Source organism: Bacteroides fluxus YIT 12057 (genome assembly GCF_000195635.1).
GTDB classification, from domain to species: Bacteria; Bacteroidota; Bacteroidia; order Bacteroidales; family Bacteroidaceae; genus Bacteroides; species Bacteroides fluxus.
The window spans coordinates 62,381-76,655 of the sequence record NZ_GL882630.1 but is presented as its reverse complement, the minus strand read 5'-3'; the positions used below and the strand labels follow the sequence as shown (position 1 = coordinate 76,655).

The window sequence follows — 14,275 nt, the reverse complement described above, 5'->3', positions numbered from 1 at the left end:
ATGGCATTAATAAAATCAGTAAGAGGATTCACTCCCGAATTCGGAGAGAATTGTTTCCTGGCAGACAATGCAGCCATTATCGGAGATGTAAAAACGGGGCGTGACTGCAGCATTTGGTTCAGTACCGTACTTCGCGGCGACGTTAATTCTATCCGTATTGGGAACGGGGTAAACATCCAAGACGGAAGCGTATTACATACTTTATATGAAAAATCAACTATAGAAATAGGGAACCACGTTTCCGTAGGACATAATGTAACTATCCACGGAGCCACCATCAAAGATTATGCCTTAATAGGAATGGGCTCTACCATTCTTGACCACGCAGTGGTGGGAGAAGGGGCTATCGTAGCCGCCGGTTCTTTAGTATTGAGCAATACCGTGATAGAACCCGGAAGTATTTGGGGAGGGGTTCCTGCCAAATTTATCAAAAAAGTTGACCCAAAACAAGCCAAGGAACTAAACCAGAAGATTGCACACAATTACCTAATGTATTCTGACTGGTATAAATAAGAAAAATGTCTCAAAGTAGCATCGATTCTACTTTGAGACATTTTTTTAGAAGTTTATCATACTCAAAATCTTATCCGTAGCTCCAGCATTGCCGGTTACATAATTCCCAGCATTCATTCCCACTTCATGCAGGAAAGCTTCATCCGCCAACATACGGTCAAGCAACGTTTTCAGTTCTTCATAATCCTTGATGGAGAAAGCGCCTTTTGCTTCCAACAACTGAATAGCCTCCTGAAATTTTTGGTACTTAGGCCCGAAAACAACGGGAATACCATAAACGGCGGCCTCCAATGTATTATGAATACCGACACCGAATCCGCCACCGATATAAGCAATCTCACCATAACGGTAAATAGACGAAAGCAGACCGAAACAGTCTATAATCAAACAATCAGCCTTACGTACATTCTTCTCGTCGGCACGGGTATAACGTACATACGGACGTTTCAGTTTACGGATAATCTCTACCAGATGATTCTCATCAATGACATGCGGGGCGATAATCAACTTTAACTCAGGATGCTGGTTGAAATACTCAATAAACAAATCTTCATCCGGCTGCCAGGAACTTCCTGCCACAAAAGTCATGGTGTTGTCCTTGAAAAGTTCCACTAACGGCAGATCTTTCGCCTCTTCGCGAATCTGAAGCACACGGTCAAAACGGGTATCACCCACCACCGTCGCACGGTTAATGCCAATCTTGGACAAATAACGTTTGGAACGTTCATTCTGTACAAACAGATGATCAAAGTCCCTCAAGACATTACGATATGTGCCGCCATACCACTTGAAGAAAACCTGCCCACGACGGAATATGGAAGAAACGCTATATACCGGAATACGGCGCTTATGCAATTCATCCAAATAGTTTTTCCAAAACTCATACTTGATAAAGAACGCCATACACGGATTCACAATATCCAGGAACTTCTTTACATTACGAGGCTTGTCAAAAGGCAGATAACAAACCACATCCGCCCCCCTGTAGTTCTTACGGACCTCATAACCCGAAGGTGAAAAGAAAGTCAGCAGAATACCGTAATCCGGATATTTGGCACGGATTTTCTCGATTAGCGGACGTCCTTGCTCAAATTCTCCCAAAGAAGCGGCATGGAACCAAATATAGCGCACATCCTTCTCCAGTTGCTGACGGAGAAGTTCATACACCACCCAATGGCCCTTCATCATTTTGCGAGGCTTGCGGCTAAACGGAGCAGCCAGATGCACCAGAATGTCATAGACAGCGATTGCCAGGTCGTAGAACATACTTCTTTCAGAATTAAGAATGAAAAATGAAGAATGAAAAATAAAAGTTCCTCATTATTTTAAGGTCTCGATAGCACGTTGAATACGAGCCAGTGTTTCTTCCTTACCAATCAGTTCGGTAATATCAAACATGTGCGGTCCTTTGCACTCTCCTACTACCGACAGACGGAAAGCATTCATTACATTGCCCATGTGATAACCACGCTCCGTAATCCAGCCAATAACAATGTCTTCAGAAGGTTTGGACGAGAAATCATCCATGCCACGCAGCACGTCCATCAGTTCATTCATGATACGGGGGGTATCTTCCGACCAACGTTTCTTCACATCCTTCTCGGCATATGCTTCAGGCGCCACGAAGAAGAAACGGGTCTGCTCCCACAACTCTTTCACAAAATTGACACGGCCTTTCACCAGAGACACTACTTTAGTAAGGAACTCATCGCTATATCGGTCTGCATCTATCCCATTGGTTTTCAACACAGGGCGAAACAGAGCAGCAATCTCTTCGTCCGGTTTCATCATGATGTACTCGTGATTAAACCAGATACCTTTCTTATAGTCAAACTTTGCACCTGACTTGCTGCAATGGCTCAAGTCGAACAGTTTTACCAGTTCATCCATCGACATCAATTCCTGGTCATTGCCCGGATTCCACCCCAAAAGTGCCAGAAAGTTAATGACAGCTTCGGGCAGATACCCCGACTCACGGTATCCCGAGGAAACATCTCCTGTCTTGGGATCATGCCATTCCAAAGGAAAAACAGGAAAGCCGAGACGGTCACCGTCACGCTTGCTTAACTTGCCGTTGCCTTCAGGTTTCAGCAGCAGAGGCAGATGGGCAAAAGCGGGCATGCTATCCGCCCAGCCAAAAGCACGGTACAGCAAAACATGCAACGGAGCGGAAGGCAACCACTCCTCACCGCGAATGACGTGTGAAACTTCCATCAGATGGTCATCCACAATATTCGCCAAGTGATAGGTAGGCAATTCGTCCGCCGACTTATAGAGAACCTTATCATCAAGGATGGAAGAGTTGATAACCACTTCACCACGAATCAGGTCATTGATATGCACGTCCTCATTCGGTTCTATCTTGAAACGCACCACATACTGCTTGCCGGCTGCAATCAAGGCATCCACTTCTTCCTTGGAAAGAGTCAATGAATTGCGCATCTGCATACGGGTAGAAGCATCATACTGGAAATTAGCTATTTCAGCGCGCTTGGCTTCCAGTTCTTCCGGAGTATCAAAAGCGATGTACGCCTTGCCTGCATCCAATAACACCTGTACATACTTCTTGTATATCTCGCGGCGTTCCGACTGACGGTAAGGACCGTGATTCCCACCGAAACTCACTCCTTCATCGAAAGGAATGCCCAACCACTTGAAAGATTCCAAAATGTACTCTTCGGCACCGGGCACAAAACGGTTGGAATCAGTATCTTCTATGCGGAAAATCAAATCTCCTCCATGCTGACGCGCAAAGAGATAGTTATACAAAGCTGTGCGCACACCACCAATGTGCAACGCCCCCGTAGGACTCGGGGCAAAACGGACTCTGACTCTTCTTTCTGTCATAATCTACCTTACTTATAAATAAATTAGACGGCAAAATTAAACCTTTTTTTCCACACTAATGTTTTTTTTTGTACTTTTCGCAAAAATTTCAACTGATATGAGTTATTTCAAGACTAAAAAGAAATTCTCTTTTAGAGATTTGCTCTATAAAGCACTGATATTTGCCGGTACGGTGGCGGTTATTGTCTATTTTCTGCCACGAGACGGCAAATTCAACTACCAATTCGACATCGACAAACCCTGGAAATATGGACAGCTGATGGCCACTTTCGACTTTCCCATCTATAAAGATGACCAAGTAGTGAAGCGTGAGCAAGACAGCATACTTGCCCGTTTCCAGCCTTATTTCCAGTTGGATAAAACCATAGAGAAAGACATCATCAAGAAATTGAGGGACGATTACCAGACCGACCTGCGTGGTGTATTGCCCTCCACAGACTACATCCGGTATCTGGAAAGAAAGTTCTCGGAAGTGTATCGTGCCGGAATCCTTTCGACAGAAAGCCTGGCCAAGCTACACAAGGACAGCACCTCTGCCATCATGATCATCGACGACAAACTTGCCAACCAACAAAGCGCCGACAAGCTATATTCTGTAAAAGATGCCTATAACTACATCCTTACCGCCGACACCCTGCACTACCGTCCGGAAATCCTCCGCCAATGTTCATTGAATGAATATATATTCCCGAACCTGACTTATGACGAGCAGCGCACGGAAACAGCCAAGAAGGAAATTCTGGACAATTACTCCTGGGCCAACGGCATTGTCCTCAGTGGACAGAAAATCATAGACCGCGGTGAAATTGTCAGCCAAGAGACTTACAATATCCTTGAAAGCCTGCGAAAAGAGTCTATCAAGCGCAGTGAATCCATCGGGCAAAAACGTCTAATGTTAGTAGGGCAAATCTTGTATGTAAGCATTTTCATCCTGTGCTTCATGCTTTACCTCGAACTGTTCCGCAAAGATTATTACGAACGCAAAGGACGCCTCTCCCTACTTTTCACCCTCATCATGTTCTATTGCGTAGTAACGGCGCTCATGGTGGAAAACAACATATTCAACGTATATATCCTGCCCTATGCCGTATTGCCCATCATTATCCGCGTGTTCCTTGACTCGCGCACGGCATTCCTTACACAAGCTGTCACGATACTGATCTGCTCCATCTGTCTGCGCTATCCGCACGAATTCATCCTGTTGCAACTCTCGGCCGGATTGGTGGCTATCTTCAGCTTACGGGAACTCTCGCAACGTTCGCAGCTGTTCCGCACGGCGTTCCTTGTCATACTGACTTATGCGGCTGTCTATTTTGCCTTTGAATTGATTACAGAAAATGATTTGTCGAAAATCAATGGAAGCATGTACACCTATTTCATCATCAACGGCGTGCTGCTCCTGTTCACTTACCCGTTACTCTTCCTGGTGGAAAAGACTTTCGGTTTTACCTCCAACGTAACCTTGGTGGAGCTATCCAATATCAACAACAGCCTGCTGCGCCGCATGTCCGAAACGGTCCCCGGAACCTTCCAGCACTCCATGCAGGTAGCCAACCTTGCTGCAGAAGCAGCCAACAGCATTGATGCCAAAAGCCAGTTGGTGCGTACCGGAGCTCTGTACCACGACATCGGGAAGATGGAAAATCCGGTTTTCTTCACGGAAAACCAATCAGGCGTCAATCCGCATAAAAACCTCAGTTACGAGCAAAGTGCGCAGGTAGTCATCAGCCACGTGACAGACGGCATCAAATTGGCGGAAAAGAACAACCTGCCCAAGGTAATCAAGGATTTCATCACCACCCATCACGGACGCGGAAAGACGAAGTATTTCTATATCTCCTGGAAGAACGAGCATCCCGGAGAAGAGCCCAATGATGAACTTTTCACCTATCCCGGCCCGAATCCGTTCACCAAAGAACAAGCCATCCTGATGATGGCAGACGCCGTGGAAGCAGCCTCACGCAGCCTGCCCGAATATACGGAAGAAAGCATCAGTAGCCTGGTAGATAAGATTATAGATTCACAGGTAGCGGAAGGTTATTTCAAGGAATGCCCCATCACCTTCAAGGACATCGCTACCATAAAAAGCGTGTTTAAAGAGAAGCTAAAGACGATTTACCATACCCGTATCAGTTATCCCGAACTAAAAAAATAAAAACTATGGAAGTGACCGCTAAAGAACAAAAGAGAGCCGAACAGCTGCTGCAAAACCAGCGGACAGGTTTACACCAAATCGAGAGTTTCAGCTTCATGAAGCGTTACCATCAGGCGTCCCACAAAGGTACCACGACATCGAAGGACAAATACGGTCCCGGCATTCTGACCCTGCACCTGAAAGGGAAAGGAGACAAAGTTGTCTATCTGCCTCCGTTCCGCCACCCCTCTTCCGTCATCCGCTTCCTGGTTTCAAAGGGAGTGCCTTTCGACAATTATGTACCGCAGGAACCTACGGTTGCAGAACCTGTTACGGAAACCTATCGGCGCCCGTCCCTTTATATGTTTTATTTCTTCGTACTGTTCCTCATGTTTCTGATATTAGGGTATTATTCCATCAGCGGTGACGTATGGTGGGGATTTATTCCGGCCATCATTTCCTTTGGATTAAGCCTCTTCTTCATCAACATGCTGATGACCCGTTTCTGTTATCTGACACTGGACAAAGATGCGCTGGTTGTTCACAGCGTGGGCAGGAGCATCCGCTATCCCTATACGGACTTGCGGAAGGTCAACTTCGACTTTGCACGTGAACAAGCCTTTACCCATGTCATGGAACTGCTGGACAAGGATTACCGCTACCGCTTGTTCTACATCGGCAGAGTATCAAGAAAGAAATTAAATGAAATTGCCGAACGGCTGAAAACATCCGGCATAGATGCCACATGCAGCCTAAACGACCACAAGCGGTTCTACCAAGACATCCGGCACTAACTCAGTTTCTCCAACAGACCTGTACAGGCATCCTCCAGAATATCGAGTACATACTCGAAGCCTTCGGCACCACCGTAGTAAGGGTCGGGCACATGGTCTGCATGGATAAACTTAGTGCAATATTCCGTCATCCGGTGTATCTTGCTCCATGCCTCTACGGAAGGAGCAAGATCTTTCAAATCGTCAATATTGCGATCATCCATGCCGATAATCAAGTCGAAGTTATAAAAATCCTCCGTACGGACAGGACGTGAACGATGGGTCAGTTCATATCCGCGACGGGCGGCATGGGCACGCATACGGCTGTCAGGAAGCTCCCCCTGATGATAGGAGAGAATTCCGGCAGAATCTATCACAAAGTCATTCTCACGTCCAGCCTGTTCTATCAAATATTTCATTACTCCCTCCGCAGAGGAAGAACGGCAGATATTTCCCAAACAGACAAAGAGTATTCTTGTTTTTTCGTTGTTTTCCAACATATTATATCTTTTATAAGTACTTATATTCAATTTTCTCACACGATCCGTTATCCTATCCATGTCCCTTTTTGCCATCAGATCCTACATGGGATCTACATCATAATAAACCAGCAATGACTTAAAACGGTCTTCGGACAACATCTCTCTCTGCACCCGGAGCAATAGTTCACGGGCACGTGCCATAGGGGCGTTCATTTCTATTTTCACGATGATTTTCCGGATGAACAAAGTCTGTACACGGGCTACAGGAGGTTTGTCCGGCCCCAACACCCGGTTGCCGAACACAGCACGAAGTTTGCCCGCCATCGTCTGCGCCATCAGGTCAAGCAAAGTCTCGTTCCTGTTTTTGAGATAGACATATACCAGCCGGTAATAAGGCGGATAATGGAACATCTGGCGCTCCGCAAGCTGTCCGCCTACCATTCCTTCATAATCATTGGAAATGACTTGCGGAATGATGGGATGGTCAATGCTCTTGGTCTGCAGCACCACCCGTCCCCTTTTATTTTTCCGCCCGGCACGACCTGCCACCTGCGCCATAAGCTGATAGGCCCGTTCATAGGCACGGAAATCCGGATAGTTCAACATGGTATCCGCGTTCAGAATGCCCACTACACTGACATGGTCGAAGTCCAACCCTTTTGAAACCATCTGGGTTCCGATAAGTATATCCGTCTTCCCCTGCTCAAAATCAGCAATAATCCGTTCATAAGCCGAGCGTGTACGGGTGGTATCCAAGTCCATACGTGCCACGGTTGCCTCAGGAAACAAGGCTTTGATATCATCTTCTATCTTCTCCGTACCAAAACCGCGGTTACGCAAATCCACACCTTCGCAAGCCGGGCAGACACGAGGCACCTGATACGTATATCCGCAATAATGGCATGTCAGCTGGTTCAACCCCTTGTGATAAGTCAGGCTCACATCACAATTCTTACATTTCGGTACCCACCCGCAGGTATGACATTCTATCATAGGGGCAAACCCCCGTCTGTTCTGGAACAAAATCACCTGTTCCTTCTGCTCCAGCGCCTCACGGACATGTTGCAAGAGCAAAGGAGAGAAAGGACCGTTCATCCGTTTCTTCCGGTGCAGTTCCTTGATATCTACCGGAATGATTTCCGGTAATTGTATTTCTTTATACCGCTCCTTCAACTCTACCAGCCCGTATTTTCCGGAAGTGGCATTGTACCAGGTTTCGATGGAAGGGGTGGCAGTGCCCAACAAGGTTTTGGCACCCTGCATTGCCGCCAAAACAATAGAAGCGTTGCGGGCATGATAACGGGGAGCCGGATCTTGTTGCTTGTAGGTATTCTCATGCTCCTCATCCACAATCACCAGCCCCAAATCTTTGAAAGGCAAAAAAATAGAAGAACGTACCCCCAGGATGATGTCATAGCCTGTTCCCGAAAGTTGTTTCTGCCAGATTTCCACCCGCTCGGCATCTGGAAACTTGGAGTGATAAATCCCCAGCCTGGAACCGAATACACGCCGAAGGCGCTCCGTAATCTGGGTGGTCAAGGCTATTTCGGGCAGAAGGTAGAGTACCTGCCTGCCTTGGCGGATGGTTTCTTCAATCAGATGGATATAGATTTCCGTCTTGCCGCTTGAAGTTACACCATGCAGCAGACAGACATTCTTTGTCTTGAAACTTTCCACTATTTCATCATGTGCCTGTTGCTGATGCCGATTCAGAGGATTCAGTGGGCTCAAAGACGGGGACACATGGGAGGAACCGTCTCCCAAACGCCCCACTTCCTGTTGATAAACCTCGAATACTCCCTTGTCTATCAACCCATTGAATACGGCAGGAGTAGCAGAGGCACGCAACAGCAGTTCTTTCTTCGTGACTTCCTTCCGCATTCCACCCAGACAGCCGGACAGTTCGATATATTTCATCAGCAAATCCAGTTGCTTGGGAGCACGGCGTTGAAGTTCATCAAAGAAAAAATGCAGACGACGCTCGTTGCTTGCTGCGGCAGTCAACCGCACACGGGTTTCGGTTTTAGGCTTGTAAGTACGCCGCAACTCTTCCTTCACGAAGATAGCCTCCTTGTCAAGCAAAGATTTCACCACATTGAGAATATTCTTAAAACCGGTATCCTTCTCTAGTTTTGTCACACACTGTTCGGGTTCGACAGAGAGCAAGTCAAGCACTCGCTGCTCCCGTTCCGGCAACGGTTCCGTAGCTTCAAAATCCGGATTGTACTCTACGATAGTCTCACTTTCAAGCTTCAGGCCTGAAGGCAACGCCGCTTTATAGACGTCACCTTGTGTACAGAGGTAATAATCCGCCACCCATTCCCAGAACTTGAATTGTCCGGGCAACAAAATGGGATGAGCGTCCAGCAGGGCCGTCACCTCTTTCACCTCATATTCTTCCGGTTTCAAATAATGAACGTTCTGCACAATCCCCGTATAGTATTTCTTCTTGCCGAAAGGCACTACCACACGGCAACCAATCTGCACATCTCCCGCCATTTCCTCGGGCAGGGAGTAAGTGAAGTACCTGTGCAAAGGCAAGGGCAATATGACATCTACAAATTTTTCCATCGTGGGACAAAGATAGTGCAAAGATACGAAAAATCCTTGCTTGCCAATGTTCCATACAGAGAACCTTCAACAAACAAAAACCTCCTTGCCACACACTGCAGCAAGGAGGTTTATACTTATAAAGTTATTCTATTTTTCTTTTAGAACAAATATGCGGCGGAAACTTGCCAAGTCTTGTTCTTTGCACCGATGGCGTTGCCTACCTTGAAGCTGTCACCCAACGGTATCTGATAGTTCACACCAATCTGCAAATGCTGGATCAGTTTCACACCGGCTCCCAAGTTCAGTCCAACCTGGGCTTTACGGTCAACCGCATCTTTTTTCTTCAAGTCGAAATAAAAATCAGGACCGGCAGCCAGATAAACACCCAGCATGCTTCCCAAGCCGATGGTATATTTCAAGTTGACAGGCACTTCGAAACCCTGCTGCTTCAGTTCATTCTCTCCTTTCTGAGAATAAAGCAAGGCACCATCCACTCCCAAGCCTACAATGGGAATCGTTATCTCAGCCATCGGGCCGATGAAGAAGCCGGTAGAATTCTGTTTATTTCCATCAATTCCACCATCCCAGTCTATCTTCGTCATATTCACACCACCTTTGACACCCCACTTGATAAGTTGGGCTTGAGCAGGCATAGCCATAAACATACAGCATACGGCTATCATGAAAGCACTAAAATTCTTTTTCATAATTCATTGTGTTTAAAATTACGGGACAAATATATGTAAAATCTTCCTAAAGAAACAATATATGTAGAAAATTGTTCGATTATGCCCAAAGCCTGCCTACATTCAAAAAAGAAAAGCAAATATCCAAAGGGTACACAAAAAAGTAACATCGAATGTACGCAATCTCCCCCTTTAACGACATGGATTTATGTATTTTTATAACGAAAAGTATTACTTTTGCCCTTATCAAATGCTCAATCAAAGAGTAAAACACCCTTAATGCTATGAAAAAAGGTTTGCTGCTATACCTGTTTTTAGTCGTGTCTCTCACGCTTCAAGGAAATGTCTATTTCAAACATATAGGCAAGACAGACGGATTGCCCCAGATCTCGGTCATGTCCATCTGCCAGGATGAGTTAGGGAGAATGTGGTTTGGTACCTTAGAAGGGCTGGGCTGCTATGACGGCAACTCTATGACTGTCTATAAACCATCGTCAGAGCCCACCAGAAATTTTCTTGGAAATGAGATCCATAATCTTGTAAGTGACAAACAAGGAAATATCTTCTTTACTTCGGACAATGTGCTTATCCATTATGACCTCCACAAAGAGCAGTTCTCGCCTTTGCAGCGGAAAGTCAACTGCCTCCATGCACAAGGCCATACCGTATGGGCGGCAACACAGGATTCCGTCTTCAAGTGGAATCCGGCCAAGAAGCAGTTTGCCTTTGTCTATCGTCTCAAACCAAGCCAATATATAACCAGCCTTTATTCAGATACCAACGATTGCCTATGGCTCGGTACTTCAAGAGGGCTGTACCGTATAGACAACCTGGCCACCCCTACGCCGGTCTGTGTCATAGCCGAAGTCAATGTCCATTCACTTTATAGGGATACAAAAGGCAGGATGTGGGTAGCGGCCTTCCGCCAAGGCATGTACAAGATAGAAAACGGAATCAGCCAGAAATTTGTCATAGAGAAGGATTTTGCATTATCCAACAATGATGTACGGTGCTTTGTAGAGGATAATGAAGGCTCCATCTGGATAGGAACCTTTAATGGTTTGAACAAGATAGACACAGCAGGAAACGTGTCATATTATAAAAAGGATACGCAACCCGGCAACCTGAAACACTCCTCCATATTCTCACTCTATAAAGACTCGCAGGGTACCATTTGGGCAGGCACCTATTATGGGGGTGTACAATACTTCAATCCCCAAATGAATTTCTTCAGACATTATTCCGAGAATGCCAACAGAGCAGACTGCCTCAGTTTCTTTTTTGTAGGTAATATGGTAGAAGATAAAAGGGGAGACATCTGGATTTGTACAGAAGGAGGAGGGTTAAATTATTTAAACAGGAAGACAAGGCTATTTACTCACTATTTTACAGAAGGTAAAACTAAAGGAATATCTTTCAACAGTTTAAAATGTATAGAATACGACAAACTTCGCGATTGTATCTATGTAGGAACTCATAAGCAAGGCTTTTTCTGTTTTGACATCCCTACCAGAAATCTAAAATATCACACGAAAGAAATGGGGACATCCCTTTCTAAAATAACCTTGCGGGGAGACAGCCTTTACATACTCTCCAGCAAAGGAATGCTTGTGAAAAACTTGCAGACCGGAACTACCGGCTATCTGTATCCATCCATTCAAGAAACGCGCGGAGGGGGATCTTCTTTCCTGATTGATTCAAAAAAACACATCTGGATAGCCCAACATAAGCAAATAGTCAGGATCAACATGCAAAAACCCGAGGAAAAATACATCTATAAGTATGGAGAAAAAGGTTTAGGAAAATTCCAGGTACTGGAAATGGCGGAATATCCCGACGGTACCCTATACCTGGGAACCTACGGCACAGGCCTGTATAAGTTCAATCCCCGGGAAAACAGTTTTGAACAGTGCGCCGTTTCCAATATCCACTACTGCTATGACTTGGCAGTAACTCCGCACGGCTATCTGGCCATTTCCAATGAAAAGGGCTTGCTCATCTATCATCCCGAGACCCGGGAAATGAGGATGCTTGACGCCGAGAGCCAATTGCATTTATCAGCAATCAACGACGGGTGCGGTTTGTTGATTTGCCGTAATGGAGAAACATTCGTCGGAGGCGCTTCGGGCATGACCTCCTTCATGAACACTTCCCTCCTTACGCCCTCACCTCAATACAACCTGTATTTTTCATCCCTGGCGGTCAATGACAGATTGATTTCATGCGAAACGCCCAACCACATATTGAGTGCGGCGCTGCCTTTTGCCAACCGGATAAACCTGGAATACAATGAAAACAACATTTCAATCACCGTTGCCTCCAACAGCTATATAGACAACACCGACAGAAAAATCTACGAATACCGGCTGGAAGGCTTCAGCAAAGAGTGGAGCACCAGTTATAACAACACGATTGTATATACCAATTTAGATCCGGGCAAGTACAAACTTATCGTACGCGAGAAGCAGCAAGGTTCACTCGACGACGTACACTCCATCGAGTTATCCATTGTGGTCCACTCTCCCTGGTGGGCCACCTGGCTGGCATACCTTATCTATACAGGCATCGTGGCAGCCATAGTCTATGTCCTCCTGAACAACTGGCAAACCAGGATGCAACTTCGCGCCTCTCTGGCACAGGAAAAGCTTGAAAAAGAGAAGAATGAAGAGCTCATACAGGCCAAGCTCCAGTTCTTTGCCAACATTTCACATGAGTTCCGTACCCCTTTGACATTGATAATCTCACAAATCGAAGCCCTGCTACAATCCGGCAACCATTCCCCGTTCTTACGGACACGCCTGCAGAAAATCTATAAAAACACCTTCCAGTTCAGGGAACTGATATCCGAGTTGCTTGATTTCAGAAAAATGGAACGAGGCAAGTTGCAACTCCACGTATGCCAGCTTGACATTGTAGCTTATCTAAAGCAAATCCATCTGGACTTTACCGACCAGGCACAGCTGCAGAACATACATTTCGACTTCCAGACAGATGCAGAAAGCCTGATGTGCTGGTATGACGGACGACAACTGAGAAAAGTATTCTCCAACCTACTGTCAAACGCCTTCAAGCATACTCCTGAAAAAGGTAAGGTAGAGTTGCAGATTCACGAAAAGGAAACAACGGTCGAAATCAAAGTAATAGATACGGGTGAAGGCATTCCACAGGAAGCGCTGCCATACATTTTCGACCGTTTCTATCAAGTAGATACCGCAGTCTCCTCTCCAGGCAGCGGCATAGGGCTGGCCCTGTCAAAGGGAGTGGTGGAACTCCACCACGGTAAAATCAGCGTACAAAGCGCCCTGCAATACGGGACCATCTTCACCGTCACTTTACCCAAAGACAATCTCTTCCAAGAAGACAACTATGTAACGTTTGCCACCCAAGAGACATCCGGTTATGACTATGCCGTCCCTTCCGAAGAAAACACCGGGACGGAAAACCGCACGGAAAAGACGGAAGAAGAATCCGGAACGCAAGAGAGTCCCACGGACAAAGATTGCATATTAGTGGTGGAAGACAACGAAGAGCTATTGCAGATACTGACTTCCTTATTATCCCCGCTGTACCGGGTAAGCATTGCCATGAATGGCAAGGAAGGATTGCGGAAAGCAATGGAAGAACGTCCGGAACTTATCTTGAGCGACATCATGATGCCTGAAATGTCCGGCATCGAAATGTGTTCCAAAATCAAAAACAATTTTGAGCTATGCCATATCCCCGTTGTACTGCTGACGGCCTTGACTTCCGACAACAAAAAGATGGAAGGCCTGCAGTGCGGCGCCGATGACTACATCGAGAAACCGTTCAACAACAAAATGTTGCTGGGACATATCGCCAATATCATACGCAACCGGAAACTTCTGAAACAGAAATTCGGAAAGGATATCTCTGCCGGTATCCCGGCAGAAACAGAAATACAGGCATTGGCCTTAAATCCCATTGACGCCAAATTCCTGACCAAACTGGAAGATATAGTGAAGGAGCATTTGGCCGATCCGGCTTTTGATGTCAACATGTTGGCCAAAGAATTGGCCGTAAGCCGCAGTTCACTCTACAACAAACTAAGAGCTTTAAGCTGCATGACGCCCAATGAATTTATCTTAAACAGCCGTCTGAAGCATGCCGCAGAACTGCTGAAAAGCAGTCCGGAACTGCAAATAACTGAAATAGCCTACCAGACAGGATTCAACTCGCTACGCTATTTCAGGCATTGTTTCAAAGCTTGCTTTAACCAGACACCCCAAGAATACAGAGGCTGTTAAAAATAAAGAACGTATATGGCAT

9 protein-coding genes are annotated in these 14,275 nt (G+C 46.1%); 4 read left to right on the top strand and 5 right to left on the bottom strand.

The annotated features are described in order from the left end of the window. Positions 1 to 513 carry a gamma carbonic anhydrase family protein gene (locus tag HMPREF9446_RS08150; RefSeq protein ID WP_009125115.1) on the top strand — a complete coding sequence of 171 codons (513 nt, stop codon included), beginning with the start codon at positions 1 to 3 and terminating at the stop codon, positions 511 to 513. A gap of 45 nt (positions 514 to 558) precedes the next feature. Here HMPREF9446_RS08150 and HMPREF9446_RS08145 read toward each other — a convergent pair whose 3' ends face one another. Together HMPREF9446_RS08145 and gltX are read right to left on the bottom strand one after the other, a co-directional pair. Next, positions 559 to 1,779, bottom strand: coding sequence for a 3-deoxy-D-manno-octulosonic acid transferase (locus tag HMPREF9446_RS08145; protein WP_009125114.1), 1,221 nt, complete (start codon positions 1,777 to 1,779; stop codon positions 559 to 561). Between the two features lie 54 nt (positions 1,780 to 1,833). Then, complete coding sequence (gene gltX, locus HMPREF9446_RS08140) at positions 1,834 to 3,360, bottom strand: glutamate--tRNA ligase (RefSeq protein ID WP_009125113.1); 1,527 nt, start codon at positions 3,358 to 3,360, stop codon at positions 1,834 to 1,836. Between the two features lie 97 nt (positions 3,361 to 3,457). Between gltX and HMPREF9446_RS08135 the strand changes: the two genes are divergently transcribed. Both HMPREF9446_RS08135 and HMPREF9446_RS08130 read left to right on the top strand, forming a co-directional pair. Then, positions 3,458 to 5,515: an HD family phosphohydrolase gene (locus HMPREF9446_RS08135; RefSeq protein WP_039968813.1), complete on the top strand. Its 2,058-nt coding sequence runs from the start codon at positions 3,458 to 3,460 to the stop codon at positions 5,513 to 5,515. Positions 5,516 to 5,520: 5 nt separating this feature from the next. Continuing rightward, positions 5,521 to 6,288, top strand: a complete 768-nt coding sequence (locus HMPREF9446_RS08130) for a hypothetical protein (RefSeq protein ID WP_009125111.1) — start codon at positions 5,521 to 5,523, stop codon at positions 6,286 to 6,288. On the opposite strand, the gene HMPREF9446_RS08125 is transcribed toward HMPREF9446_RS08130, so the two are convergent. The 3 genes from HMPREF9446_RS08125 to HMPREF9446_RS08115 form a co-directional block, all read right to left on the bottom strand. Then, complete coding sequence (locus HMPREF9446_RS08125) at positions 6,285 to 6,767, bottom strand: low molecular weight protein-tyrosine-phosphatase (RefSeq protein ID WP_039968811.1); 483 nt, start codon at positions 6,765 to 6,767, stop codon at positions 6,285 to 6,287. The two genes, HMPREF9446_RS08130 and HMPREF9446_RS08125, sit on opposite strands and share 4 nt — an antisense overlap. Positions 6,768 to 6,848: 81 nt before the next feature. Beyond that, complete coding sequence (priA, locus tag HMPREF9446_RS08120) at positions 6,849 to 9,320, bottom strand: replication restart helicase PriA (RefSeq protein ID WP_009125109.1); 2,472 nt, start codon at positions 9,318 to 9,320, stop codon at positions 6,849 to 6,851. A gap of 140 nt (positions 9,321 to 9,460) precedes the next feature. Next, a complete protein-coding gene (locus tag HMPREF9446_RS08115) occupies positions 9,461 to 10,009 on the bottom strand; it encodes a porin family protein (RefSeq protein WP_009125107.1) in 549 nt (182 codons plus the stop codon). A gap of 263 nt (positions 10,010 to 10,272) precedes the next feature. Here HMPREF9446_RS08115 and HMPREF9446_RS08110 point away from each other — a divergent pair, with 263 nt between their 5' ends. Continuing rightward, entirely contained in the window at positions 10,273 to 14,253 is a 3,981-nt protein-coding gene (locus HMPREF9446_RS08110) for a two-component regulator propeller domain-containing protein (protein WP_009125105.1), read from the top strand. Positions 14,254 to 14,275: the final 22 nt, after the last annotated feature.

Coding starts and splice junctions, on each gene's coding strand:
- HMPREF9446_RS08150 (WP_009125115.1), top strand. CDS start 1: ATGGCATTAATAAAATCAGTAAGAGGATTCACTCCCGAATTCGGAGAG.
- HMPREF9446_RS08145 (WP_009125114.1), bottom strand. CDS start 1,779: ATGTTCTACGACCTGGCAATCGCTGTCTATGACATTCTGGTGCATCTG.
- gltX (WP_009125113.1), bottom strand. CDS start 3,360: ATGACAGAAAGAAGAGTCAGAGTCCGTTTTGCCCCGAGTCCTACGGGG.
- HMPREF9446_RS08135 (WP_039968813.1), top strand. CDS start 3,458: ATGAGTTATTTCAAGACTAAAAAGAAATTCTCTTTTAGAGATTTGCTC.
- HMPREF9446_RS08130 (WP_009125111.1), top strand. CDS start 5,521: ATGGAAGTGACCGCTAAAGAACAAAAGAGAGCCGAACAGCTGCTGCAA.
- HMPREF9446_RS08125 (WP_039968811.1), bottom strand. CDS start 6,767: ATGTTGGAAAACAACGAAAAAACAAGAATACTCTTTGTCTGTTTGGGA.
- priA (WP_009125109.1), bottom strand. CDS start 9,320: ATGGAAAAATTTGTAGATGTCATATTGCCCTTGCCTTTGCACAGGTAC.
- HMPREF9446_RS08115 (WP_009125107.1), bottom strand. CDS start 10,009: ATGAAAAAGAATTTTAGTGCTTTCATGATAGCCGTATGCTGTATGTTT.
- HMPREF9446_RS08110 (WP_009125105.1), top strand. CDS start 10,273: ATGAAAAAAGGTTTGCTGCTATACCTGTTTTTAGTCGTGTCTCTCACG.